26 protein-coding genes are annotated in these 25,920 nt (G+C 55.0%); 8 read left to right on the top strand and 18 right to left on the bottom strand.

Annotated features, from left to right (window positions below; all coding sequences use genetic code 11):
- Positions 1–14: 14 nt before the first annotated feature.
- The 12 genes from emrA to AC6I8T_RS16065 form a co-directional block, all read right to left on the bottom strand.
- A complete protein-coding gene (gene emrA, locus AC6I8T_RS16120; RefSeq protein ID WP_021184441.1) occupies positions 15–1,187 on the bottom strand; it encodes a multidrug efflux MFS transporter periplasmic adaptor subunit EmrA in 1,173 nt (390 codons plus the stop codon).
- 151 nt (positions 1,188–1,338) lie between these two features.
- Positions 1,339–1,869: a transcriptional repressor MprA gene (gene mprA / locus AC6I8T_RS16115; protein WP_013510181.1), complete on the bottom strand. Its 531-nt coding sequence runs from the start codon at positions 1,867–1,869 to the stop codon at positions 1,339–1,341.
- A gap of 328 nt (positions 1,870–2,197) precedes the next feature.
- The gene (locus tag AC6I8T_RS16110) at positions 2,198–3,376 is read right to left on the bottom strand and encodes an MFS transporter (RefSeq protein ID WP_497834138.1); all 1,179 of its coding nucleotides are present in this window, start codon (positions 3,374–3,376) and stop codon (positions 2,198–2,200) included.
- 238 nt (positions 3,377–3,614) lie between these two features.
- A complete protein-coding gene (proX, locus tag AC6I8T_RS16105; protein ID WP_021184439.1) occupies positions 3,615–4,610 on the bottom strand; it encodes a glycine betaine/L-proline ABC transporter substrate-binding protein ProX in 996 nt (331 codons plus the stop codon).
- A 63-nt stretch (positions 4,611–4,673) separates the two neighbouring features.
- Positions 4,674–5,801, bottom strand: coding sequence for a glycine betaine/L-proline ABC transporter permease ProW (proW, locus tag AC6I8T_RS16100; protein WP_497834137.1), 1,128 nt, complete (start codon positions 5,799–5,801; stop codon positions 4,674–4,676).
- Positions 5,802–5,803: 2 nt separating this feature from the next.
- The gene (proV, locus tag AC6I8T_RS16095; RefSeq protein WP_021184437.1) at positions 5,804–6,991 is read right to left on the bottom strand and encodes a glycine betaine/L-proline ABC transporter ATP-binding protein ProV; all 1,188 of its coding nucleotides are present in this window, start codon (positions 6,989–6,991) and stop codon (positions 5,804–5,806) included.
- A 393-nt stretch (positions 6,992–7,384) separates the two neighbouring features.
- Positions 7,385–8,344 (bottom strand): class 1b ribonucleoside-diphosphate reductase subunit beta, encoded by a 960-nt coding sequence (gene nrdF, locus AC6I8T_RS16090; protein WP_021184435.1) that lies wholly within the window; start codon positions 8,342–8,344, stop codon positions 7,385–7,387.
- A gap of 8 nt (positions 8,345–8,352) precedes the next feature.
- A complete protein-coding gene (gene nrdE / locus AC6I8T_RS16085) occupies positions 8,353–10,491 on the bottom strand; it encodes a class 1b ribonucleoside-diphosphate reductase subunit alpha (RefSeq protein ID WP_497829422.1) in 2,139 nt (712 codons plus the stop codon).
- Positions 10,440–10,874 (bottom strand): class Ib ribonucleoside-diphosphate reductase assembly flavoprotein NrdI, encoded by a 435-nt coding sequence (gene nrdI / locus AC6I8T_RS16080; protein WP_415175348.1) that lies wholly within the window; start codon positions 10,872–10,874, stop codon positions 10,440–10,442. Before nrdI ends, nrdE begins: the two co-directional genes overlap by 52 nt.
- Before the next feature lie 4 nt (positions 10,875–10,878).
- Positions 10,879–11,121: a redoxin NrdH gene (locus AC6I8T_RS16075; protein WP_021184432.1), complete on the bottom strand. Its 243-nt coding sequence runs from the start codon at positions 11,119–11,121 to the stop codon at positions 10,879–10,881.
- Positions 11,122–11,429: 308 nt separating this feature from the next.
- A complete protein-coding gene (locus AC6I8T_RS16070; protein ID WP_497833612.1) occupies positions 11,430–12,413 on the bottom strand; it encodes an IS110 family RNA-guided transposase in 984 nt (327 codons plus the stop codon).
- A 262-nt stretch (positions 12,414–12,675) separates the two neighbouring features.
- A complete protein-coding gene (locus AC6I8T_RS16065) occupies positions 12,676–12,990 on the bottom strand; it encodes a DUF883 family protein (protein WP_021184431.1) in 315 nt (104 codons plus the stop codon).
- Positions 12,991–13,139: 149 nt separating this feature from the next.
- Between AC6I8T_RS16065 and AC6I8T_RS16060 the strand changes: the two genes are divergently transcribed.
- The 5 genes from AC6I8T_RS16060 (at position 13,140) to AC6I8T_RS16040 (ending at position 17,013) form a co-directional block, all read left to right on the top strand.
- The gene (locus AC6I8T_RS16060; RefSeq protein ID WP_021184430.1) at positions 13,140–13,493 is read left to right on the top strand and encodes a DUF2002 family protein; all 354 of its coding nucleotides are present in this window, start codon (positions 13,140–13,142) and stop codon (positions 13,491–13,493) included.
- A 191-nt stretch (positions 13,494–13,684) separates the two neighbouring features.
- Entirely contained in the window at positions 13,685–14,023 is a 339-nt protein-coding gene (locus AC6I8T_RS16055; RefSeq protein ID WP_021184429.1) for a DUF2002 family protein, read from the top strand.
- A gap of 133 nt (positions 14,024–14,156) precedes the next feature.
- Positions 14,157–15,572, top strand: coding sequence for an S-methylmethionine permease (gene mmuP, locus AC6I8T_RS16050; protein WP_208723758.1), 1,416 nt, complete (start codon positions 14,157–14,159; stop codon positions 15,570–15,572).
- A complete protein-coding gene (gene mmuM, locus AC6I8T_RS16045; protein ID WP_021184427.1) occupies positions 15,562–16,497 on the top strand; it encodes a homocysteine S-methyltransferase in 936 nt (311 codons plus the stop codon). Before mmuP ends, mmuM begins: the two co-directional genes overlap by 11 nt.
- A 96-nt stretch (positions 16,498–16,593) precedes the next feature.
- On the top strand, positions 16,594–17,013 hold the full coding sequence (locus AC6I8T_RS16040; RefSeq protein ID WP_021184426.1) for a peptidase associated/transthyretin-like domain-containing protein: 420 nt from the start codon (positions 16,594–16,596) through the stop codon (positions 17,011–17,013).
- A gap of 39 nt (positions 17,014–17,052) precedes the next feature.
- On the opposite strand, the gene speG is transcribed toward AC6I8T_RS16040, so the two are convergent.
- Positions 17,053–17,598, bottom strand: coding sequence for a spermidine N1-acetyltransferase (gene speG / locus AC6I8T_RS16035; protein ID WP_021184425.1), 546 nt, complete (start codon positions 17,596–17,598; stop codon positions 17,053–17,055).
- 266 nt (positions 17,599–17,864) lie between these two features.
- Between speG and AC6I8T_RS16030 the strand changes: the two genes are divergently transcribed.
- From AC6I8T_RS16030 to AC6I8T_RS16020, 3 genes are read left to right on the top strand one after another with little or no spacing between them, the layout of a single operon-like run.
- The gene (locus AC6I8T_RS16030) at positions 17,865–18,776 is read left to right on the top strand and encodes an ABC transporter substrate-binding protein (RefSeq protein ID WP_235056588.1); all 912 of its coding nucleotides are present in this window, start codon (positions 17,865–17,867) and stop codon (positions 18,774–18,776) included.
- 21 nt (positions 18,777–18,797) lie between these two features.
- Complete coding sequence (locus AC6I8T_RS16025) at positions 18,798–19,643, top strand: ABC transporter permease (RefSeq protein WP_208723759.1); 846 nt, start codon at positions 18,798–18,800, stop codon at positions 19,641–19,643.
- Positions 19,643–20,428, top strand: a complete 786-nt coding sequence (locus tag AC6I8T_RS16020; RefSeq protein ID WP_021184422.1) for an ABC transporter ATP-binding protein — start codon at positions 19,643–19,645, stop codon at positions 20,426–20,428. Before AC6I8T_RS16025 ends, AC6I8T_RS16020 begins: the two co-directional genes overlap by 1 nt.
- Before the next feature lie 57 nt (positions 20,429–20,485).
- Here the strand turns inward: AC6I8T_RS16020 and AC6I8T_RS16015 are convergent, their stop codons facing one another.
- Genes AC6I8T_RS16015 through AC6I8T_RS15995 form a run of 5 tightly spaced genes read right to left on the bottom strand, consistent with a single transcriptional unit; the run spans position 20,486 to position 25,453 of the window.
- Positions 20,486–21,163 (bottom strand): ABC transporter ATP-binding protein, encoded by a 678-nt coding sequence (locus AC6I8T_RS16015; protein WP_021184421.1) that lies wholly within the window; start codon positions 21,161–21,163, stop codon positions 20,486–20,488.
- Complete coding sequence (locus AC6I8T_RS16010) at positions 21,156–21,989, bottom strand: ABC transporter ATP-binding protein (RefSeq protein WP_021184420.1); 834 nt, start codon at positions 21,987–21,989, stop codon at positions 21,156–21,158. Before AC6I8T_RS16010 ends, AC6I8T_RS16015 begins: the two co-directional genes overlap by 8 nt.
- Positions 21,979–22,836, bottom strand: coding sequence for an ABC transporter permease (locus AC6I8T_RS16005; RefSeq protein WP_208723760.1), 858 nt, complete (start codon positions 22,834–22,836; stop codon positions 21,979–21,981). The genes AC6I8T_RS16010 and AC6I8T_RS16005 overlap by 11 nt, the downstream gene beginning before the upstream one ends.
- The gene (locus AC6I8T_RS16000) at positions 22,833–23,885 is read right to left on the bottom strand and encodes an ABC transporter permease (protein WP_208723761.1); all 1,053 of its coding nucleotides are present in this window, start codon (positions 23,883–23,885) and stop codon (positions 22,833–22,835) included. The genes AC6I8T_RS16005 and AC6I8T_RS16000 overlap by 4 nt, the downstream gene beginning before the upstream one ends.
- Complete coding sequence (locus AC6I8T_RS15995) at positions 23,885–25,453, bottom strand: ABC transporter substrate-binding protein (protein ID WP_021184417.1); 1,569 nt, start codon at positions 25,451–25,453, stop codon at positions 23,885–23,887. Before AC6I8T_RS15995 ends, AC6I8T_RS16000 begins: the two co-directional genes overlap by 1 nt.
- Positions 25,454–25,920 lie beyond the last annotated feature (467 nt).

Below are 25,920 nucleotides of genomic sequence, written 5' to 3'. Positions count from 1 at the left end.
AGCCTCCCGCGTTATCAGCCGGCGTTGGCACGAACGATGTCAGTAATCATCTGGTTTACTGGCGTCAGGTCGATTGCCAGCGCATCGCTTTCATAAGCGGCCTGGCTACGGACGCTGCTGGCAAGTGTTGCGCCATCCTTATTGGAGGTATCCACTTTGACCAGCGTTGACAGGCCGATACGCAGCGGATGTTCTGCCACTTCTTTCGCATCCAGCTCGATACGTACCGGCAGACGCTGAACCACTTTGATCCAGTTACCGGTGGCGTTCTGTGCCGGCAGCAGGGAGAAGGCGCTACCGGTGCCCATATCCAGACCTACCACCTTGCCTTGATACACCACATCATCACCGTAGATATCACTGACGACCGTCGCTGGTTGGCCAATGCGCACGTCTGCCAGTTGGGTTTCTTTGAAGTTCGCATCTATCCACAAATTGGTGGCAGGCACCACTGCCAGCAGTGGCGTGCTGGTGGAAATTTGCGAGCCAACCTGCACGCTACGACGGGAGACATAGCCATCCATCGGGCTGCGGATCTCGGTACGTTGCAGTGCCAGCCAGGCATCGCGCAGTTCAGCGGCGGCCTGTTTCACCGCCGGCTGGTTTTCCAGTGAGGTGTTGAGGATCATCGCCTGATTCGCGTTGTACTGCTGCACTGCTACGTCGAGTTGCGCTTTAGCGGTAGCCACGGCGTCGCGCGCGTGTTGCAGTTCCTCACGGCCAATCAGGTTGGCGGCACCCAGCGGCTCACGACGCTTCAGGTCTGCCTCGGCCTGCTCCAGCGCCGTTTGTTGCAACTTGATAGTGGCCTGATCCTGCTTGCCATTGATCATCAACTGATGCGTCTGACGTACGCTGGTAGCCAGTGCAGTCTGCGCTTTTTCAAACGCCTGTTCTGCATCGGTTTTATCGAGTGATACCAGCACGTCACCTTTCTTCACGAAGTCGGTGTCATCAAACCACACTTTATTGACGCTGCCAGACACCTGCGCCATCACCTGCACCTGATTACCTGAGACATAAGCATCGTCGGTTTCCTGGAAATGACGCAGCACCAGGAACCAGTAAGCCAGATAGGCAATACCAATAATGACAAACACGATAGCCAGCAGGATAAGCGCACCTTTGCGCTTTTTCTTTTTATTTGCTGGCTGTTGCGGGCTTTGATCTGCCGCTGTCGCACTCATGTTATTCTCCACGTTTTCCATTTTTTCGGGATGTGTTCATCCATCAACACGGGGTCCCGAGTCGAAAAAAGCCAGCGCTTGTGACGCTGGCCGGATAAAAAGGGGATTAAAATATCGGTTTCGACAGGTGATTGTGTCGCACTTCTTGCTATTAGCGTGACAGGGAGGCGATGAGTTGCTCTTCATCCATTTTGTCGAGGCGGTTAAGCAGCTTACGGGTAATCGCTTCCAGCTGTCCTTGCTCGTCTGAGGAGAGCGACGACCAAAGATATTGCAGGCTCTGGTGCTGCGGTGGCAGCAGCTGGCGTAAAAATTCGTTACCTTTCTCAGTCAGATGCAGATGCAGGCAGCGACGGTCGTTGTCACTTTCGCGACGCTCAATCCAGCCACGTTTTTCCAGCTCATCAGCAATACGTGTGGCGTTGGTACGGGAAGATCCGAGAGCAGAACTCAGTTCAGAAGGCTGGATGCTCTGATTTTCCTGCGCATCAAGGGTGATCAGCGCCATGAATAAGGTTTCGTTAATTCCCTGCGCCTTCAACATTTTGTTGCGATTATCCAGCAGTTTGCCCTGCATATGCATGCACAGACGCGTCAGGATGATCTCCTGCAATGGAAAATCTTTATGGCGAGTAGCACGGATGTTTAGCATCTGCTCTATGGGAGTAAACGAACTTTCCATTCTAAAAAAACCTCACTAGTTGCAACTGGTATAGTAATGGTGGTGACAGATTAAGCGTAGTCATAATTCCCGCCAGTGATTGTTAGCACGATCACACTGTCAGCACCCGGCGATTCCAGGTCATTCCCTGACCCTGGGCGTGTTGCCCGATCCAAGGCTACGGATGCGCAGGCATTGGATGCTATCAATTCGCCTCGCGAAATCTTTTTACAGTTGAATAATTTCGCGAGAAAAAATAACCATGATGAATAACTCTCTGGCTAACCATAACAAACCCAATCATTGATGAACAGTATTGCTCATCGATTAGGTCCGGTCTTTACGTTTTCTAAACACTTTCGTAGCGCGCATTGCGCCACCAAATCAACAGGTTAATTGTGGTGAGCAGCACACCGGCTCCACAAACGCCATACCTGCCTGCATGATGAAATGCGTTCGCCGAGATGATTGAACCCAGCGCACCACCGATAAAATAACTGGTCATATAGCCGGCATTCAGGCGGTTGCGCGCCTCTGGTTTATGACGATAAATCACGCTTTGGTTAGTGATATGTACTGCCTGCACCGCTAAGTCGAGCAGCAAAATACCGATAATCAGTGCCAGCAAATGGTGTGCCCCCAGCGCGGTTACACCCCACGCCGCTAACATAATCATCAACCCGGTGCTGGTGGTCAGTTTGGCTTTCCCTTTATCAGCCAGACTACCGGCCTGACGTGCCGCCAGTGCCCCTGCGGCACCCACCAGACCCAGCAGACCAATCTCCCCTTCATTAAAACCATAAGGTTGCGCTGATAGCAGGAACGCCATGGAGGTCCAGAGCATGCTGAAATTGGCGAAAGAGAGGCAGCCGGTTAACGCGCGGGTACGTATCACCCGGTTAGCGGCGTACAGGCTGAAGATGGAGCGTAACAACTGCGGGTAATTAAGTGGGACATTCTGCTTATAGCGTGGCAGATAACGCCACAGCGCCAGTGCCATCAGGATCATCAATACGCTGGCGGTCCAGTAAACGCTGCGCCAGCCAGCCAGTTGCGCTAGCGCACCTGCGGCGGTTCGTGCCAGCAGGATACCGAGCAATAAACCGCTCATTACCGTTCCTACTACTTTGCCGCGTTTCTCGGGCGCTGCGAGGGTGGCCGCAAGAGGCACCAGAATTTGTGCCACGACAGAAAACAGCCCGATCACTACCGTGCCCAGCAGCATTAACGGCAGGGAAGGGGAGAGCGCGGTGATCATCATGCCACCGGCCGCGAGCAGGCTCATAGAAACAATCAGGGCGCGCCGTTCCAGCATATCGCCGAGTGGTACCAGCAACAGCAGGCCACAGGCATAACCGAGTTGGGCGGTGGTGACGATAAAGCCGGCGAGGCTGACGGAGAGATTAAACTGGTGGGCGATGGTATCCAGCAGCGGCTGGACATAGTAGTTGCTGGCGACGGCAAGGCCAGTCGCGACCGACATCAGCGCGACCAGGGCAGAACTGAGGCCCTGATGGGAAGCATTCATAGCGTCATGAGCAGGCAAATAATCATAATGGGTTAATAGTAACCCAAAAAACTATTTCATTGTTGTGTTAATTAACAGGACGTACCAGTACGCTATAGCGTCCGAATCGATTGGGAAAACCAGGTCGCCCTCTGTAGCGGCGCGATTTATCGCGCGACTTTAGCTGCTGATGGCCCTCATCCCGACCTTCTCCCGCAAGCGGGAGAAGGAGGTGTGCAGTATGTGGGCCCGGTGATATTTACTTCGCCGCAGCCAGTGCGTCCTGCACCCACTTATCAAACTCGGCCTGATGACCTTTGATCCAGCCATCAACGTGACGGTTGATATCGTCTTCAGAAGACTGACCGGCATGCATGGCAGCATTTTCCGCATTAATGTCGGTGATTGGCAGTTTCATCTCGGCAAACAGTTTCGCCGCCGCCGGGTTTTTCTCAGCCCAGGCTTTGTTGGCAACGATATGCATGGTATTCACCGGGAAGCCGTAGTTGGCACCGTTCGCCAGCTTGGTATCGACATTTTTCTGCTCGCCCGGCAGCGATGAGAACGGCACCTGCAACCACACCACATCTTTACCCGGCTTCAGCACGTCGCTCACCCAGTAGGGGGTCCAGGTGTAGTACAGGATCGGCTTACCCTGCTTAAAGCGAGTGATGGTGTCGGCAATCATTGCCGAGTAATTTCCCTGGTTGTGCTCCACCGTCTTGCTCAGACCGTAAGCGTCAATCTGGTGGTTAATCACGGCCTCGCAGCCCCAGCCTGGGGTGCAACCGGTCAGGTCAGCTTTGCCGTCGCCGTTAGTATCAAAAAGCTTCGCCAGCTTAGGATCTTTCAACTGGGCAAAGTTGGTGATGTGGTACTGATCCGCTGTTTTTTTGTCGATCAGGTAACCCTGTGCCGCACCGGTTACATAAGTCCCTTCGCGGTAAAACTTCTGGTCGCCACCGGCGGCTTTATACATATCATCATGCAGCGGCTGCCAGTTGACGGCGGTAAAGGTGGCATCGCCTTCGGCAATGGTGGTGTAGCCAACGTTGTAGTCCACTTCGCTGGGTTTATCGACGGTATAACCCAGTTTTTCCAGCGCGCGGCTCACCAGCAGCGTCTGAAACGTTTCTTCTGAGATGGTGCTCTGCACCGGTTTAACGGTGATGCCTTTACCCGGCAGGTCGGCGGCGGACACATGCGTCACGGCGAATGTCGTCAGGACGGCAGCGAATAGGGCTGTCTTGCGCATAGTCATTCCTTATTTTACGTGTGGCGTCGGAGACGGGCGGCTACAGTGGGCCGCCCAAATGAATCAGGGCTTTTTACTGAAAGGGCGCATCAGCAGGCCAACCGGGCCACTGCTGTACCAGTGGCGATTGCCACGGCTGCGGCTGTCGCGACCCACCGATTGGGTCAGACGATCAAGAATAATGGCGAGGATCACGATACCCACACCGCCCACGGTGGCGAGGCCCATATCGAGGCGACCGATACCGCGCAGCACCATCTGGCCAAGACCACCGACGGCGATCATCGAGGCGATCACCACCATCGACAGCGCCAGCATCAGCGTCTGGTTAACGCCAGCCATAATGGTCGGCATCGCCAGTGGCAGTTGCACTTTAAACAACATCTGACGCGGGCTGGCACCAAAGGACTCACTGGCTTCGATCAAATCTGCCGGAACCTGTTTAATGCCGAGAATCGTCAGACGCACAATCGGCGGCAAGGCAAAGATAATGGTCACCACTACGCCCGGCACATTACCGATGCCGAACAGCATGACAATTGGCACCAGATAGACGAAGGCTGGTGTGGTTTGCATCGCATCCAGCAGTGGTCGGATGATGCGCGCCGCGCGTTCGCTGCGTGCCAGCCAGATGCCGAGCGGCAGACCGATAATGATGCAGAACAACAGGGCGGTGAGCACCAGCGCCAGCGTCACCATCGCTTGTGACCAGGCACCAATTGCGCCAATCAACACCAGCGAAATCAGGGTCGCGATACCCATTGCCGGGCTGGCGATCTGCCAGGCGATCAGCGCGAACACCACCAGCGCGACCGGCGCAGGCATACCCAGCAGCAGTTGCTGGAAGGCACTGAGGATATAATCCACCGGCACACGGATGCCCTGGAACACCGGGCGGAAGTGGTTTACCACCCAGTCGATGCCGTGAGTCACCCAGCTATCGAGCGGGATCAGCGTCTTATGGAACGGATCCAGAATATTGAAATGTTCCGGCTGCGGCGCAGGTGCGCTGCTTAACCAGTCGCTGTTGCTGGCGGCGTTGCTGGCGGCGTTGCTGGCGGCCTCATGCGTGCCGGGGCTTGCCGGTGCGCTGGCCCCGGTTGACCAGGGATCGGTTGCGCTACTGTCGGGAGTGGCCGCCTGCGTAGTCTGACTGGCGCTATCCCACGGATTGCTATTTTGTTCACTCATTATCAGGCTCCTTCACGGTCTAAAGCGCGCAGCAGCGTGCTTTTCGATATCACACCAACATACTGATTTTCTTCACCTACCACCGGTACGGCACAAGGTGCCTGCGCCACATGGGAGAGCAGATCATTCAGTGAGGTGTCCGCCGGAACCGCCGGAATATCCAACAGCGCGTTGTCCAGACCCTCGCCTGCGGCCAGAGCCGCTTTCAGCGAATCGGTTGAAACCACGCCAACAAATTTTTGTTTTTCCAGTACATAGCCAAAATCGCGATCTTCATCCTGCAACAACTTGATCGCAGAGCGTGGGCCAAGACCCGCCGCTTTACGGATCAGCGCACCCGCGCTGCGTCGCGCAATATCTTTGGCGCTGAACACATGGCTGATATCGACGCCACGGAAGAAGGTTCGCACATAATCGTTGGCTGGATTATTCAATATTTCATCCGGTGTGCCGACCTGGACCACTTCACCGCCCTGCATAATGGCAATGCGATCGCCAATACGCATCGCTTCATCGAGATCGTGGGAAATAAAGACAATGGTACGTTGATGTTTTGCCTGCAATTTTACCAACTCATCCTGCATTTCAGTACGAATAAGCGGATCAAGTGCAGAGAAGGCTTCGTCCATCAACAAAATATCGGGATTGATTGCCAGCGCACGGGCTAATCCGACGCGCTGACGCATACCACCGGAAAGTTCATCCGGGTATGCATGGGCATAATTCTCCAGTCCGACCTGACGCAATGCTTCCAGCGCTTTTTCCTGACGCTCCTGCAATGCTACGCCCGCTAATTCCATGCCGAAGGCGGTATTATTTAATACCGTCAGATGTGGCATCAGAGCAAATGACTGGAATACCATGCTGATCTTATTTCTGCGCACTTCGCGCAGTTCGGCGTCGGATATTTTGGCAATATCGACGCCATCAATAATCACCTGGCCGCGTGTCGGCTCGATCAGACGATTGAGAAGGCGAACCATGGTGGACTTACCTGAACCTGAAAGCCCCATGATGACGAAGATCTCGCCTTCTTCAATGGCCAGACTGGCATCTTTTACGCCGAGAGAAAGTCCGGTTTTCGCCAGAATTGCCTCTTTACCCTCACCGCGTTCAATATGTTTAAATGCCCTTTCCGGGTGATCACCAAATATCTTATATAAATTCTTTACTTCGAGTTTAATTGCCATGCAGTAATTAAATTCCTGGTTAATTGATGTTTCGCTATTTCTTGTTGTGGCCCTGGTTAAAATTAAGCGGCCTATACCGTAACATAATGAGATTATCTGACAACCCTTGAGGGTGATATTTGGCTGGCGATGATGGAGAGAATGGCGAGAATTTCCAGTGCTCACAAGGGATAAGCAAGGATCAATTTTTTCTCAAATTCAGGCTGAATTTTTGTGCTTCTGGCGGTTTTATTTATCTGAGCGGCGATAAATCGCGCTTTACCAGGCGATATATGGACCATTGCAAGGAAGAAAAAATGACAGACTGATGACGATGTAGAGGCGAAATAACGGGGAAATATCCAGCAGTGAACAGAGGAAATATCGGGCTGAGGCCAGCCCGATATGAAGCGATTAAAAGTTCCAGTCTTCGTCTTCTGTTTCGACCGCTTTGCCCATTACATAGGAGGAGCCGGAACCGGAGAAAAAGTCGTGGTTTTCATCGGCATTTGGCGACAAGGCAGAAAGGATCGCCGGGTTCACTGCTGTGAGTTCCGCCGGAAACAGCGCTTCGTAACCGAGGTTCATCAGCGCTTTGTTGGCGTTGTAGTGCAGGAAGGTTTTCACTTCTTCCGCCCAACCCACATCGGCATACAGCGCTTCGGTATAAACAACCTCGTTTTCGTACAGCGCCAGCAGCAGCTCGATGGCGAATTGCTGCAACTCTTCACGGCGTGCATCATCGACATTTTCCAGCGCTTTCTGGTACTTATAACCGATGTAATAACCGTGCACCGCTTCATCGCGAATAATCAGACGAATCAAATCCGCCGTATTGGTCAGCTTGCCACGGCTTGACCAATACATCGGCAGCCAGAAGCCGGAATAGAACAGGAACGATTCGAGGAACACGCTGGCAATTTTCTTCTTCAGCGGGTCATCTGCGCGATAATGCTCCAGCACGATTTTCGCTTTATTTTGCAGCGCCTCATTCTCCTCACTCCAGCGATAAGCGGCATCAACATCTGCCGTGTTACATAGGGTGGAGAAAATCGAGCTATAGGAGCGGGCGTGAACCGCTTCCATAAAGCTGACGTTGGACAGTACCGCTTCTTCATGTGGTGTCAACGCATCCTCCATCAGCCCCGGTGCGCCAATCACGTTCTGAATGGTATCGAGCAGCGTCAGTCCGGTGAACACGCGGATGGTCAGCTGTTGCTGCTGTTTATCCAGTGTCTGCCAGGCGGGCAGGTCGTTGGACAACGGCACTTTTTCCGGCAGCCAGAAGTTACTGGTCAGGCGGTTCCACACTTCGAGATCTTTCTCGTCCTGGATACGGTTCCAGTTAATCGCTTGAATTTGATTTAGTCGCATAGTTTTCATCACAGCGCGCAGGAGACGCAGCCCTGCACCTCAGTGCCTTGAAGCGCCATCTGGCGCAGTCGAATGTAATAAAGCGTTTTGATGCCTTTCTTCCACGCGTAGATCTGCGCTTTGTTGATATCACGCGTGGTGACGTCATCACGGAAGAACAGCGTCAGAGAAAGTCCCTGGTCGACGTGTTGGGTCGCTTCGGCGTAGGTATCAATAATCGCTTCCGGGCCAATCTGGTAGGCATCCTGATAGAAATCCAGATTGTCATTGGTCATAAACGGGGCCGGATAGTAAACACGGCCGGTTTTACCCTCTTTGCGAATCTCAATCCGTGACACGATCGGGTGAATGCTGGAGGTCGCGTGGTTGATGTATGAGATCGAACCGGTGGGCGGAATCGCCTGGAGATTCTGGTTATACAGACCGTGCGTCATCACCGCTTCACGCAATGCCTGCCAGTCAGCCTGGCTGGGTAGGGCAATGCCAGCATCAGCAAACAGTTGCGCTACCCGTGCAGTACGCGGTTGCCAGGCCCGTTCGGTGTACTTGTCGAAGTACGCGCCGCTGGCATAGGTGGATTGTGCAAAACCATCAAAACTCTGTTTACGCTCCTGTGCCAGCAGGTTAGAGGTGCGCACCGCATGATAAGTGACACAGTAAAAATAGAGATTGGTGAAATCCAGCGCCTCTTGTGAACCGTAAGCCATGCCTTCGCGCGCCAGATAGCCATGCAGGTTCATCTGACCAAGACCAATCGCGTGTGAACGGCGGTTGCCTTCAGCCACCGAGGGCACCGAGTTAATCTCGCTCATATCCGACACGGCAGTCAGGGCTCGCACCGCGACTTCCACGGTCTGCGCCAGATTGCGTGAATCCATCGCATGCGCGATGTTGAGCGAACCCAGGTTACAGGAGATATCTTTGCCGACACGGCGATAACTCAGGTCGTCATGGAACTCGCTGGCGCTGTTGACCTGCAAAATCTCCGAGCACAGATTGCTCATATTGATGCGGCCGGCAATCGGGTTGCTGCGGTTGACGCTATCCTCATACATGATGTAGGGATAGCCGGATTCGAACTGAATCTCCGCCAGCGTCTGGAAGAAATCACGCGGCTGAATAAAGGTTTTGCGAATGCGGTCGTCGGCCAGCATCTCATCGTAATGTTCGCTGATGCTGATGTCGCCAAACGCCTTACCGTAGATGCGTTCCACGTCATACGGCGAAAACAGCGCCATCTCACGATTTTCTTTTGCCAGACGGAAAGTGACGTCCGGGATCACCACGCCGAGGGACAGCGTTTTGATGCGAATTTTCTCGTCGGCGTTCTCACGCTTGGTATCGAGGAAACGCAGGATATCCGGGTGATGGGCATTCAGCCACACTGCGCCCGCACCCTGACGTGCTCCCAGTTGGTTAGCGTAAGAAAACGCATCTTCCAGCATCTTCATAACCGGAATCACGCCGGAAGATTGGTTCTCGATACGCTTGATCGGTGCGCCGGACTCTCGCAGGTTCGACAGCAAAAATGCCACGCCGCCGCCACGTTTGGAGAGCTGCAATGCGGAGTTCACCGCACGGCCAATCGATTCCATATTGTCTTCGATACGCAGCAGGAAGCAGGAAACCAACTCACCGCGTTGCTGTTTACCGCAGTTCAGGAAGGTGGGCGTTGCAGGCTGGAAGCGACCGCTCAGCATCTCTGCCAGCAGTTCGCGCGCCAGGGATTCGTTACCGCGTGCCAGCGTCAGCGCCACCATGCAGGCGCGCTGTTCAAAGGTTTCGAGGTAACGCTTGCCGTCAAAGGTTTTCAGCGTGTAGCTGGTGTAGAACTTCCACGCCCCCAGGAAGGTATGAAAACGGAAACCCCAGGCATCAGCTTCGTCGTGCAGCTGGCACAGGAAGGCGAAATCGTACTGATTCAGTACCTCAGCTTCGTAGTAGCCTTCAGCCACCAGATAGCGCAGGCGTTCCGCCGCAGAGGCGAAAGGCACGGTATTGGGCGCAACATGTTGCAGGAAAAACTGATGCGTGGCTTCGTGGTCTTTATCGAACTGGATGCGGCCATCGGCGTCATACAGGTTCAGCATCGCGTTCAGGGCGTGGTAGTCAAGTCCTGCGCCATTGAGGGTGTCTGTCGTTGCCAAAATTGGGTCACTCCCGCTTTTACATTAGCGATATCGTCGGGGGTTCCCATCAACTCAAAGCGGTAGAGATAGGGAACCTGACATTTCTGCGCAATGATGTCGCCTGCCAGGCAGAATCCCGCTCCGAAGTTGCGGTTGCCGGCAGCAATCACCCCGCGGATACCGCGTCGGTTAGCTTCATCATTGAGGAATTGGATCACTTGTCCGGGCACCGCCCCTCTGGCACTGCCGCCGCCATAGCTCGGCACCACCAGAATGTAGGGCTGGTCGATATGCAGGCGCTGCGTGCTGTCGATGGGTATTCGTCGTGCAGGCAGGCCCAGACGTGTGATAAATCGGTGCGTGTTTTCCGACTGGCTGGAAAAGTACACCAGTGGAAACATCGCCTTATCCCCCGACAGCAGCGAGCTGGCGCAGGCTGGCGATTTTATCGGGACGGAAGCCGCTCCAGTGATCATCGTGAGTCATCACCACCGGCACCTGGCGATAGCCAAGGGATTTGAGGTTGTCGATAGCTTCAGGCTGAGCATCGAGGTTAATCAGTTGGTAATCGATGCCATTACGGTCCATGGCATTTTTTGTTGCATTGCACTGGACACAATTGTTCTTGGTGTAAATAATAATGCGCATGATTCGTATTTCCCTCTTGGTATGGTCAGGATGCGAGATACGAAGCAAAAAATCCTTTTGCTGCGAGCCTCATCCTTGCCGACATCTGGTAGTGAACTGATGAAGCAAATACTAGATGTAGTGGTTGTTGTGGTCAAGCCCACTATATATATGGGTTTGTGATTTGAAGCCTCAGAATTGGCCTAAGACCAGGGATCATGCGCCTTTGCGAGGAAAAAAAATTTTTGTGAAGGGTGAGGGCGGGGTGATTAAGGCAAGCGCTGCTGCAAATTTGAACAATGACCGGACCGTAGCTACCGTCTTGAACGTCAAGCGGTAGCTGCGTAATTTTCATCCCACTTCATCCGCGTTTTCAGCACCCCGAAGCACTGATGAACCAGCTTGCGCATCACCGCTCCAAGCGCGGCCTTGCTGGCTTTGCCCTTCGCGATTAGCCTCTGGTACAGCGCCTTCGCTGGGGCATTCCACCTGATCGCTACGATCGCCGCCATATACAGTTTCGCCCTTACGTCTGCCGGGCCTGTTTTTGACATCCGCGCACGCCCCCTGACTGAGCTCCCGGACGTTTTTTCCACCGGTACCACACCCAGCCACGCAGCGACCTGTGAAGCACTCCGGAACGGACACGAGCGCAGCACCGACAGCATTGTCGTGCCCACCACGCTGCCTATTCCTTTTATCGATTCCAGCAGCTCACGGTCTTCCTTCAGACCCGGATGATTATCTGTGTGGTCTGAGATGAGCGCTTCAATACGCTTCAGCTCGTCCCTGTGGGCTTTCAGGGTTCTCTCCAGCGAGTCAATGATTTCAGGCGCTGTGCGGGTTGAATGGGCTTTTTCCAGTCGGTTCTCCGCCCGCTGGACATCAGCCTGAAGTGAGTCCCGCAGACGCACCAGCTCCCGAAGTTTACGGACCTCCGGGGAGGGTGGCACCCAGGCATCAGGCTGTTTCAGCTCGCCATAACGGGCCAGGATGTAAGCATCAACGGAGTCGTTTTTAGTCAGGATAGCCATTCCACGGGCGAACTCCCTGACCCGCTGAGGATTGCTGATGCAGACCGTGACGGGGGTATTTTCATGAAGACTGAAGGCGACGTTTTCGTGATAAATGCCGGTCGCTTCGAGCACCACCATCACCTGTTCAGGATGGCATTTTTGCCTGATTAACCAGTCATTTATCTCCCGGCCGGCGTCGGGATGATTTTTGAGGGTTTTGGTTTTCTTTTTCCCGTTGCCGGGCAACAGGCAGAGGTCGAGTTTGTTTTTACTGACATCAATACCGAGATAAATCATAAGACAGCTCCCTTTCACATGAACCATCACGCCATCTTGCCTTGTACATACGAAGTCAGAGCTTCTGGTTACCGTTCAGAGTAGATGCTGGCGTGAAAGGAGAAACGGAGGGCTTTAAGCTACGGCACAAGATCGGGTCTTAAGCGGCGCGACAAGCTGCCTCCGTTTCGTGTAACGGGTAGCTAACCAGTTACAACTTCAAGATACAAGCGGCGCGATTTATCGCGCAATAAATCGCGCCGCTACGGGATTACAATGTGGATTAGCGGCGCGAGACCAGCAGCGCACCAATCACCAGACCGACCGCGGCACCAATGCCGACACCGTGCCAGGGTTTATCATGTACATACGCATCAACCTGGTAACTCGCGTCACGCGCGGCCTGGGAAACCCGGTTGTTACCGTTCAGTTTCGCGCGCGTCTGTTTCAGCAGCGATTGTGCTTTACTGCGTGCGTTTTCCACTTCATCTTTGGCTTCGCTGCCGTACGATTTCAGCAATGCTTCCAGCGAATCAGCCAGCTCGTTCACATCCTGATTGATATCAGAGGCCTCGTTTTTACTGGTTCGGTTAAACATTTTTCGCTCCCTTTACTTTAAAACGTAAGACTTAGTGTAGACGAATCGCGATCAAACGCAGATTTTCTCCTGACTTTCGGGACAATTCCGGATGTCCCGTTTTTCCCCGCTGTGTAAAGTTGCGCGACTTTTATAACAGAGGAACAATCATGTATTTACGACCGGATGAGGTAGCGAGCGTACTGGAAAAGGTAGGCTTCGAAGTGGATACCCTTACCACCAAAATTTTTGGTTATCGCCGTGGCGAGGACTATGTCTACGTCAACCGCGAAGCGCGCATGGGGCGCACCGCACTCGTCATTCACCCTACGCTGAGAGAACGCAGCCTGGGCTTCGCTGAACCGGCTTTAGAGATGAAAACCTGCGATCACTACACGCAGTTTCCGCTCTATCTGGCGGGCGAAACGGAGGAGCATTACGGTATCGCTCACGGCTTTACCTCGCGTGCATCTCTGAAGCGCTATTTGCAGTGCATCTACGGTGGCTCGAGCGAGCTCCGTTAATTTGCGGCAGCGATGGGAACATTTTGCCAATCTGGCTAAACATTTTTCGCTCCCTTTAAATTAAAACGTAATACTTAATGCAGACGAGTTGCCAGTGATGGCAGGTTTTAACCTGGCTTTATGGAAAATTCCGAATGCCTTGTGCAGCACGGCTGTTGTAAGGTTGCGAGGCTAAGAAGAGAGGAGCAAGCATGTATTTACGACCAGATGAGGTAGCGCGCGTACTGGAAAAAGCAGGGTTCGAAATGGATACCCTTACGCCCAAAATCTATGGTTATCGTCGTGGCGACAATTATGTCTACGTCAACCGTGAAGCCCGCATGGGGCGTACGGCCCTGATCATTCATCCCACGCTGAAAGAGAAAAGTCTGAACTTTGCTGAACCGGCATCAGAAATGAAAACCTGCGATCACTATACGCAGTTTCCTCTCTATCTGGCAGGCGATAACCAGGAACATTACGGTATCCCGCACGGCTTTAGTTCGCGTATTGCGCTGGAGCGCTATCTGCAAGGTGTCTTCGGCGGCTGACGCTGCGCCCCGCCATCGCGGGGCCGCACCCTTCCAACAAAATCCTTACCTTTTGCCACGTTGCATTTCGACGCGCTGGCGCGTATAACCCTGTATCCATGTAGATGTTTAGACGTCCATATGGATAAAAATAATGCAAAGCGAGCAAAATCCTTCGCAGGAAAACTTTAAGCGCACCATGAAAGTACGGCATCTGGTGATGCTGTCGCTCGGCGGTGTGATCGGCACAGGTCTGTTCTTTAATACCGGTTATATCATCTCCACCACCGGTGCCGCCGGTACGCTACTGGCGTATCTGATTGGTGCGCTGGTGGTGTGGCTGGTGATGGTATGCCTCGGCGAGTTGGCCGTTGCCATGCCGGAAACCGGTGCTTTCCATGTCTATGCCGCGCGCTATTTGAGTCCGGCCACCGGTTATACCGTGGCCTGGCTCTACTGGCTGACCTGGACGGTGGCCCTCGGCTCCAGTTTGACCGCCGCCGGGTTCTGTATGCAGTACTGGTTCCCGAGCATCCCGGTTTGGGTCTGGTGCCTGGTGTTCTGCGTCGCCATCTATTTGCTGAATATTGTCTCAACGCGCTTCTTTGCCGAAGGCGAGTTCTGGTTCTCGATTATCAAGGTCATCACCATTGTCGCCTTTATCATTCTCGGTGCCGGGGCGATGTTTGGTTTTATCCCGATGAAGGATGGCAGTGCTGCACCTGGCTTGCATAACCTCACCGCATCCGGCTGGCTGCCGCATGGCACGCTGCCGATTCTGATGACTATGGTCGCCGTCAACTTTGCCTTCTCAGGCACCGAACTGATTGGCATTGCCGCCGGTGAAACCGAACAGCCGCAAAAAGCCCTGCCGCTGGCGATCCGCACCACGGTCGCTCGTCTGATTGTGTTCTTTATCGGCACCGTGCTGGTACTGGCCGCGTTGATCCCGATGGATCAGGCGGGGATCGTGAAAAGCCCGTTTGTGTTGGTATTCGAGAAGATTGGCATTCCCTGGGCGGCGGATATCTTCAACTTCGTGATTCTCACCGCCATCCTGTCGGCCGCAAATTCCGGCTTGTACGCCTCGGGTCGTATGCTGTGGTCACTGGCCAATGAAAACACCTTGCCGCGCTGTTTTGCCCGCGTGAATCGTCGTGGCATCCCGGTGCTGGCGATTACCGTCAGCATGATTGGCGGCCTGCTGGCGTTATTCTCCAGCGTGATTGCCCCCGATACCGTTTTCGTTGCGTTGTCAGCCATCTCCGGTTTTGCCGTGGTGGCCGTGTGGCTCAGTATCTGCGCATCTCACTTTATGTTCCGTCGCCATCATGTGCAGCAGGGCGGTTCGCTGAAAGATCTGGTGTATCGAGCGCCACTTTACCCACTGACGCCGATTCTCGGCTTTCTGCTGTGCCTGTTGGCATGTGTTGGGCTGGCTTTCGACCCGTCACAGCGGATTGCCTTGTGGTGCGGGATTCCGTTTGTTCTCTTCTGCTATGCCGCATACCATGTCACGCAACGACGTAAATCATCTCTGAAGGCTGAGGAGGCCAACGATGTGGCGTAACCCGGTAGCGCAGGCGCTATCTCAAACCGATACCCTGATTCTTGATGGTGCACTGGCAACCGAACTGGAAGCGCGAGGCTGTAATCTGGCTGATACGCTTTGGTCGGCGAAGGTGTTGATGGAAAACCCTGAACTGATCTATCAGGTGCACTACGACTACTTCGCCGCAGGCGCCCATTGCGCCATTACCGCCAGCTATCAGGCCACACCGCAGGGCTTTGCGCAACGCGGCCTGGATGAAGCTCAGTCTCGTACGCTGATTCAGCAAAGTGCCGCGTTGGCACAACGGGCGCGTGATGATTATCGCGCAGCATCAGGCACGGCAGCACCGCTGCTGGTGGCCGGTTCGGTTGGTCCCTACGGAGCTTTTCTCGCCAATGGCGCGGAATATCGTGGTGATTACGCGCTGCCAGAGGCTGAAATGAAAGCCTTCCATCGCCCGCGCGTTGCCGCCTTGCTTGAAGCGGGTGTGGATCTGCTGGCGTGTGAAACCTTGCCATCATTTGCCGAAGCGCAGGCGCTGGTCAGCCTGCTGGCGGAGTTCCCGGACAGCAGTGCCTGGTTTTCCTTTACGCTGCGTGACGCAAATCATATCAGCGATGGCACCCCGCTGAACGAGGTTGCGGCGTTGCTCAACGCGGCTCCACAGGTGGTGGCGGTGGGAATCAACTGCGTTGCGCTGGAGAGCGTCACGCCCGCGCTGCGCACCTTGCAGGCGCTGTGCGACAAACCGTTGCTGGTTTATCCCAATTCCGGCGAACAGTACGATGCCACCAGTAAAACCTGGCATTCGGCCCCGTCGGGTTGCACGTTGCACGACAAATTCCCCGAATGGCAACAGGCTGGTGCACGCCTGATTGGCGGTTGCTGTCGCACCACGCCACAGGATATCGCGGCGATTGCCGCCTGTTGTCAACCGCAATAAAGCGCAGAAAAGCGCCACTGATAGCGCGATTGAGGCGAGTGAAAAGGGCGGGAGGGCAGTTTAGACTGTCCCTTCTGACTCTGAAGCGGACCTGCTATGAACCTGCGACATCTCCTTCCTGCCTGCGCGCTACTGTTAAGCGGCTGTGCGACCATTGTTGGCACCGAAACGCAATCGGTACGAATCGACTCCGTGCCACAAGGCGCGCGTTTTACCGTGCAGGATGAGACCGGCCATGCCGTGGCGCAGGGCTTTACGCCGCAAAACGTTGAGCTGGCGAAATCCACCGGTCGTTATTTTGGCAAGAAACATTATCAGGTGATGCTGGAAAGACCGGGCTATGTGCCGGTGACGATGCCGATCGAGGGCAGCGCCAATTTATGGTATCTGCTGGGTAATATTCCGTTGCTTGGTTTCCCTGGCTGGCTGCTGGTCGATCCCTTCTACGGTGGCATGTATGACCTGAAGCCAGCCAACCCTAAACCTTTCCTGAACCCAGTGGGCGCGCGCGGTTAATGGTACGCAAGAACCGTAGTGGCGCGATAAATCGCGCCGCTACTGGGCGGTTGGTTTCACCATCGCCCCCGGCGTTTTATGCTGCGCCAGGTACTGCTGCTGAAAGATGCACATACGGATGGTGTTGCGGTAGGCGCCGTTGATAAAAAACTCGTGTTTCAGCACCCCTTCCACCTCAAATCCCAGCTTGGTGTAGATGTGGATGGCCTTCTCATTCTCCTGATCGACAATCAGGTAGAGTTTGTAGAGATTCAACACCGAAAATCCGTAATCCATCGCCAGCTTCGCCGCCTGGCTTGCCAGACCTTTGCCCTGATGCGCCGGATCGATAATGATCTGAAACTCAGCGCGACGATGGACGTGATTAATCTCGACCAACTCCACCAGCCCGGCTTTTTGTCCATCATGCTCAACCACGAAACGGCGTTCGGTCTGATCATGAATATGTTTGTTGTACAGGTCCGAAAGCTCAACAAAGGCCTCATACGGCTCCTCGAACCAGTAACGCATCACGCTGGCGTTGTTATCTAACTGGTGCACAAAGTGCAGATCTTCCCGCTCCAGCGGACGCAATTTGACCGTCATACGGCATTCCTTTTTTGACTGAGATGTGGCGAGTATAGCTGCACCAAAGTGGTTGTTACGTTTGCAAACTTGCTCTGTGACGGTGCAGCGCATTTTCGGATCATCCGCGTGCGCCACCGCACAGACTCAATCTCCTTTCTGGCACAGCCATTGCTTTGCTTGTATAGATAAGCCTATACAACTGTTGTTTTTCATCACCTTTTTGACAGGAGTGGAAGATGGGTAAGCCAGTGCAACATGCAGTTCGTGCGTTAACCGTAGCAGTGATGTTAGGAGGCGTGCTGAGCGCCCAGGCAGCCGACACTAAAGTGGCAATCGGTATCTCCGGCTGGACCGGATTTGCGCCTCTGACCCTGGCCGACAAAGCCGGAATCTTCAAAAAACATGGCCTTGATGTTGATGTAAAAATGATCCCGCAAAGCAGCCGTCATCTGGCGGTGGCATCGGGTACCATTCAGTGCGCGGCAACCACGGTAGAAACCTATATTTCGTGGAATGCAGCCGGTGTGCCGATTAAACAGATCGTCCAGCTGGATAAATCCTACGGCGCTGATGGTCTGGCAACCCGTAGCGACATCACCAGCATCAAAGACCTGAAAGGCAAAACCATTGCGGTTGATGCGCCGGGCACGTCACCCTACTTCTTGCTGGCGTGGATGCTGGATAAAAACGGCCTGACGATGAAAGACGTCCATCTGGCGACTATGGCACCGCAGGCCGCGGCTCAGTCATTCGCGGCCGGGCAAAACGATGCGGCGGTAACCTATGAACCTTATCTGTCGGTGATCCGTAATCAACCGAAATCCGGCAAAATCCTTGCCACTACCCTCGACTACCCGATGGTGATGGATACCCTCGGCTGCACGCCAACTTTCCTGAAAGAGCATCCACAGGCAGCCAAAGCGCTGGTGGCGAGCTACTACGATGCGCTGGAGATGATCAAACAACAGCCAGATAAATCGAACGAAATCATGGGTGCGGCGGTGAAATCCAGCGGTAAAGAGTTTGCCGAATCTGCCAGCTACCTGCGTTGGGCAGGCCCGGAAGAGAACAAAAAATTCTTTAATGGTGAGATCGAAAGCTTTAGCGATGAAGCGGGCAAGCTGCTGTTGCGTGCCGGTGTGATCAAGAAAATGCCGGACGTGAAAAGCCTGTACGACGCCAGCTTCGTGCAGTAATCAGGGAGACAGGAGATGGAGATGAGTAAAAGCCAACCCGTAACGCCACCCGAGGCACTGCCGGATGCGCCACGTCGCTGGCACAATCCGCTGATGGTGCCGTTGAAAGCGATCTCAACCCGGCTGAGAATTGGCCTCGGCGTGGGATTCTTTGTGCTGTTTGTCGCGGTGTGGGCGCTGGTGACCTTCAGTGGCATGGTTTCGCCTACCTTCCTGGCCGATCCGATCACCATGCTGGAGCAGGGCGTATCGCTGTTCACCGAATATAATTTCTCGCTGGATATCGGTATGACGGTGATGCGTGTACTGGCCGGGTTTCTGCTGGCGGCGCTGATAGGTGTGCCGCTCGGCATCATGATGGGCGCGTACAAAATGTGGGAAGCCTTTCTCGAACCTTTTGTCTCCTTCTGCCGTTATCTGCCAGCGTCGGCGTTTGTGCCGCTGCTGATCCTGTGGGCCGGTATTGGTGAGATGCAAAAGATCCTCGTCATCTTTATCGGCTCCTTTTTCCAGATTGTGTTGATGGTGGCGGTCACTGTCAGCAGCGCGCGGCGCGATCTGGTCGAAGCGGCCTACACGCTGGGGTGTAGCAATCGCTCGATCGTGCGTCGGGTGTTGATCCCTGGCGCCGCTCCAGGCATTGCGGAGCTGTTGCGGCTGGTACTGGGCTGGGCCTGGACTTACGTCATCGTCGCGGAGCTGATCGGCTCGGAAAGCGGCATCGGTCATATGATCGTCGACAGCCAGGCGCTGTTGAATACCGGGCAAATTATCTTTGGCATCATTGTGATTGGTTGTATCGGTCTGGTGTCGGATTATCTGTTCAAAGTCGCCAACCGGCGCTTGTTTGCATGGAGTAACCTGTGATGAAGCACAGCAAGCTGAATGTACGCGGAGTGGAGCGCGTCTTTACCGGGCCGAAAGGCGAACAAACCCAGGCGCTGCAACCGATTCATTATCAGGTGGAAGAGAATGATTTCATTACCATTCTTGGGCCATCGGGGTGTGGAAAATCAACATTGCTGCGCATTATCGCCGGGCTGGATACCCCCACGCGCGGGGAGATCTGGCTGGATGGACAACCGGTCGATGGCCCTGGCGCTGACCGGGGCATGGTGTTCCAGAGCTACACGCTGTTCCCGTGGCTGACGGTGGAGGAGAACATTCGCTTCGGCCTGCGTGAGCGGGGCTTAAGCACGGCGCAGCAGAAAGAACGCAGCGATTACTATATCCAGCAGGTGGGTCTGCGCGGTTTTGCACAGCACTATCCGCGCCAGCTATCGGGCGGGATGCAGCAGCGTACCGCCATTGCCCGCGCGTTGGCGAACGATCCCAAAGTGTTGTTGATGGATGAGCCGTTCGGTGCGCTGGATAATCAGACGCGCGTGATGATGCAGGAACTGTTGTTATCGGTGTGGGAGCAGTCGCGTAAGACGGTACTGTTTGTTACCCACGATATCGACGAGGCGATTTTTATGGCGAACAAAGTGGCGATTTTCAGTGCCAGGCCGGGTCGCATCAAGCAGGAAGTGGCGGTGAACTTTAACAGTGGGCGGGATTACACCATCAAAACCTCACCGGAATTTATGACGCTGAAGGCGGAGATAACGGAGTCGATTCGCAGCGAAACGCTGCAAACGATGGCGCATTAATGGATTGCGCGATGAATCCACCCGTCGCGACGCGATAAATCGCGCCGCGACGGAAATTTATGCACTTAACTGTTCAACAATCCGCCCCTGAGCCATACGCGCCGCACGATCGCACATATGGTCGATGACATCGGGATCGTGGCTTACCAGCACCATCGTCAGTCCATCATCGCGCTTCAGCTCGTTCAGCAGGTTAAGGATTTCTGCCTGGACCGACATATCCAGCGCCGACGTCGGCTCATCCAGTAACAGGATCTTCGGCTGCAACAGCAGGGCGCGCACGATCGCCACGCGCTGGCGCTGACCACCGGACAACTGATGTGGATAGCGATCCGCCAATGCCGGATCAAGACCGACATGGCGAAAGCCCTCGTTAATACGATCATCGATATGGTCGTATTTCAGCATCTTCAGCGGCTCGGCCAGGGTGCGACGCAGCCGGTGGCGTGGATGCAGCGAAGCATAGGGGTCCTGAAACACCATCTGCACATCGCGGCGGAGTTGGCCGGTAAAGGGCTTACCGGGCTGCACGCGGGTGCCTGCCAGCGCCATGCTGCCGGACCAGTGGGGATTCAGACCGGCAATCACCCACAGCAACGATGATTTGCCGCAGCCAGAAGGGCCAACCAGGCCAAAACACTCGCCAGCCTTCACGTTAAGGGTGACGTCATGCACCACGGTACGCAGCTCGTAGCCCTGCTTATGGGAGACGCTCAGGTTGGATAACTCAATCATGCTTCTGCTCCAGGGCGGCACGATCCAGCACCGGCAGTGCTGTACCATGAGTGGCTTTGCTCGGGCGGCAGGCCCACAACGTGCGGGTATAAGGATGGCTGGCGTGGGACAACTCCGCCGCTGGCAGCGTATCCAGCAGGCGGCCTTTGTACATCACCATCACCCGTTCGCAGTGTTCCGACACCTGTTGCAGATCGTGGCTGATCAGCAGTAGCCCCATATTGCGTTGTTCCACCAGACGGCGAATCAGCGCCAGCACCTGATCGCGCATTGCATGATCGAGCGCAGAGGTCGGTTCATCAGCGATCAGCAGTTCGGGATCGGTGATCAGCGCAATCGCCAGCATCACGCGCTGCCCCATACCACCGGAGAGCTGGTGGGGATAACGCTTCATCAGCTGGCGCGGATCGGGCAGGCCCACCGCATCCAGCATCTCGCACACCTTCTCTTTGCGCTCGGCGCGGCTCAGACGATGGTGCAACACCAGCGGTTCCTCCACCTGCCAGCCAATGGTGCGCGTGGGATTGAGGGCATATTTCGGGTCCTGCATCACCATCGCCACCTTGCTACCGCGCAGTCGGCTCCAGTCACGCTCACGCATCTGCAACGCATCTTCTCCAACCACCTGCAAACGTTCGGCCTGCAAATGCAGCGACGGCGACAGCAGGCCCATCAGGGTGCGGGCGGTGAGGGATTTACCCGAGCCGGATTCGCCGACCAGCGCCACGCGTTCGCGGCCCAGCTGCAAGTGAATGTTATCGACCAGCAGGGCATCGTCACTACGGATCGTCAGTCCCTGCGCATCAATTAACAGATTATTTGGCATGACGGGTATCCAGTTGATCGCGCAGGCCATCGCCTGTCAGGTTAAATGCCAGGCTGGCAAGTAAAATAGCCCCGCCAGGCGCAGCGGCGACCCACCATTGGTCGAAAATCACTTTACTGCCTTCGGCCACCATCGAACCCCATTCGGCGGTCGGCGGTTGCACGCCCATACCAAGGAAGCCCAAACCGGCAGCGGAAAGAATGATGCCACCGAGACTCAGCGCAGCACGCACCACGGCGGTGGGCAGGCAGAGCGGCAGAATATGACCAAACATCAGACGCAGGCCGGTAATGCCTTGCATACGCGCTGCGGCGAGGTAATCACTGCGGCGCAGTGCCAGAGTCTCAGCACGCGCCTGACGGGCAAATGGCGGCCAACTGGTGAGCGCCAGCGCCAATGCGCCATTCATCAGGCCGGGGCCAAGCATGGCGACAAACGCCAGAGCGATCACCAGGTTAGGCAGCGAGAGAAAGATGTCGGTAATGCGCATCAAAACGCGTTCAGTCCAGCCGCCAACGTAACCGGCGGTGATACCGACCAGCAGACCCACCGGAATGGTTAGCACCAAAATCAGCGTCACCAGCATCAGCGTTGGGCGCGTACCGTAAATCACGCGCGACAGCAGGTCACGGCCAAAACCATCGGTGCCAAACCAGTGGGCGGCCGAAGGGGGCAGCAGACGCATACCGATGGTTTGCACATTGGGATCGTCAGGGGCGAGCCACGGGGCAAAGATCGCCATCACCAGCAGAATTCCCACCAGCGTTAAACCGATGCTGAGGGAGGTGATGCGGCGACGGCTGCGGCGTGGACGTAACGTTTCCAGTTCAGAGAGTTGTTGAGTCATCGGGTTCTCGGATCGGTTAACCAGGTCAGGGCGTCGGCCACGGCGTTGAGCAGGATAAAGCAGCTGCCAATCAGCAAGGTGGCGCCGAGAATCGCCGGAACATCGGCGGAGAACAAGGCATTGGTCATATAACGCCCAACACCAGGCCAGGCAAAAACGGTTTCAGTCAGCACCGAACCTTCCAGCAAGGTGGCGTATGAGAGGGCGATAACGGTAATCAGCGTGCCCAGCACGTTAGGAAAGATATGGCGCAGCAGAATACGTGTGCGGCCAGCACCTTTGGCGCGCGCCAGGATGACGTACTCCTTGCTGCTCTCTTCCAGCAGCGCGGCACGCAACAGGCGCGTAATCCCTGCCATCGCCAGCAGCCCGAGGATCACCACCGGCAGCCAGATATGGGCAATGGCGTTGCGGAACATCTCAGGATCGCCCGACAGCCAGCTGTCGATCAGTACGAAGCCGGTTTTTGGCTCCAGCGTATAAATCCAGATGTCGTCTAACTGTCCTGGTCCGGCAGACCAGTGCAGCACGGCATAAAACAGCAGCAGGCCCAGCAAGCCGAGCCAGAACACCGGCACCGAGTAGCCAAGCAGTGAAATAAAACGTGCCACGTTGTCGATGATGCTGCCCGGTTTCCATGCAGCCAGCAATGCCAGCGCCACGCCGAACACGGCGGCAAAAATCATCGAACAGGTTGCCAGCTCAATGGTGGCCGGGAAGGTGCGCATCAGGTCGGCACTTACCGGCTGATTGGTCAGGTGGGACAGCCCAAGATTACCCTGTGCCAGATGGCTGATATAACGCCAGAACTGCACCAGCACCGGTTGATCGAGACCGAGATCGTGCCGCACCTGGGCATAGGTGGCTTCACTGGCGTGATCGCCCGCGATCTGTTGTACCGGATCGACCGGCGACAGATGCGACAGCATAAAGGTAAAGGCCAGCAGGCCGATCAGCGTCACCAGCAACGACAGCAGGCTGGTGAGCAATCGGCTGGTGCGTTGCCAGAGTGGCCGGGCGGACCCGGCCTGTGGGGCTGACGCCGCCATTACTTGGTGACCTGTGAGTAATACACCATATCCGGGTTGATCCCCTGCACATAGCCTTTCAGGTTATCGCGTAACGCAATCAGGTTACGTGCCTGCAAGCCGATGACATACGGTGAGTTCTTCAACACTTCACGCTGCATTGCCTGGTACAGCTCAACACGTTTGTTGTTGTCGCTCTCGGCGGTGGCCGCCAGCGTTTGCTTGCTCAGCTCCGGGATATGCCAGTCGGAACGGTAAGCGATGGTTTTGCTGCCATCTTCCGGGTTGTAAGCAAAAGAGGCGGCGTTGGTGTTGGGGTCGAAGTAGTCAGCACCCCAGGCATTCAGCGTGGCCTGGTACTGATGCGCCTTCACTTTGGTGGAGACTTCAGAGCTGAGGCCCGGTTGGACTTCAACTTTCACGCCACCTTTGGCAAAGCTGCCCTGCAACGCCTGAGCAATGTCGAGATACGGCGGCTGGTTGCTGGTGGAGAGGGTAAAGCTGACGTTGGTCAGACCGGCTTTCTTCAGAATCGCTTTGGCTTTTTCCGGATCGTAGCTGTACGGGGTATCGTTCAGCGCGCCAAGGAAACCTTTCGGCAGGAAGGTCTGGTGCACTTCGAACTGACCTTTCAGCAGGTCGTTAGCGATACCTTTGTAGTCGAACAGGTAACGTGCTGCTTCCCACAGGGCCGGGTTTTTCAGCACCGGATCGGAACCGACGTTGAACTGGATGTAGTAAAGCGAGGCCATCGGAATGGCTTCGGTTTTGACGCCCGCTTTGCCTTTCAGCGCGGCGATCTGGTCAGCGCCGAGGTTACGTGCGATATCCACATCACCCTGTTCCAGCAGCAGACGACGGGCGGCCGGTTCCGGCACGTTTTTGATCAGAATATTTTTCAGTTTTGGCGCGCCAGCCGGCGAGGTTGGGTTAGCCGTCAGCAGCACCACTTCATGCAGTACCACTTTGCGGATCTGATACGGACCGCTGCCTGCGGAGTTGGTCGCCAGCCAGCCATTACCGAAGTCGCCATTCTTTTCATGCGCCAGCGCGGTTTTCTCATCAACAATCGAAGAAACCGGTGCCGAAAGCAGGCTCAGCACGTAGGCCGGGCTGACGTTGGCGCTCCAGCTGATTTTGACGTGGTTATCGTCGACTTTGGTCAGGAAACTGTCGACGTTGTCTTTGTTCCAGCCCAACTGGGTCAGGATAAAGGATGGATCGAGGTTTAGTTTCACTACGCGGCCCAGCGAGAAGATCACATCTTCCGGGCGCAGCGGGTTGCCGCTGGAGAATTTGGCATCTTTACGCAGTTCAAAGGTCAGGCTGCGGTTGTCGCTGCCTGGCTGCCACGAGGTGGCGAGTGTCGGTTGCAGTTCGGTCGGATTCTGCGGATTAGACTGGACCAGACGTTGATAAAGGTTAGTAAACGCCTGCACCGTGGTCAGCTCAAAACCTTTCGCCGGGTCAAAGCTGTCGGCATCGTCGGTAGATTGGGCAATCACCAGCGTATCTTTCGGGGTGGCGGCTTGCGTTGTGAATGCGGCTACCATCGATAACGCCAGCAGGGAGGGGATTATTTTTTTCATGTGATTTCCTTGCCTTATAAAAAAGTAACGCGAGTTTACGAAAGCGCTGCCATGAAGAATAGTCAATTATTGGCTATGCATATGCTTATCTGTTCTAAGACTAGCGTTACGGTTATAAGGAGGTTAACGGATTTGCGAAACCTTAACATTCGGCTGCGGCGTATCCGGCAATTTACAACGGAAATTAAACGGAAGCCGATGGCCGAATAATTAACTTTACAATACCCGACTCGGGAATATAATGGCCGCAACTTCAAACAGGAGAATTCAGTTGGACAGTCACCCTTATTTAACATTACACAAGGCAAGCTGACGCGCGAATTCTTTTGTTGCTGCTTGCCGGAGTCGGCGGGCAGCAATCCTCTCTCATTTCTGACGATTGTTCCCCTTTATATGGATTTGCTACGGGCTAATGCTCGGGGGTTGACGTCATGCATATGATTTTACACGCACTTTTCCCTCCACCT

This window comes from Pantoea sp. X-Soil-OKNW-556, from assembly GCF_059730695.1.
Note: the sequence above shows the minus strand (reverse complement) of the source record. Positions and strands in the feature narration are given on the sequence as shown.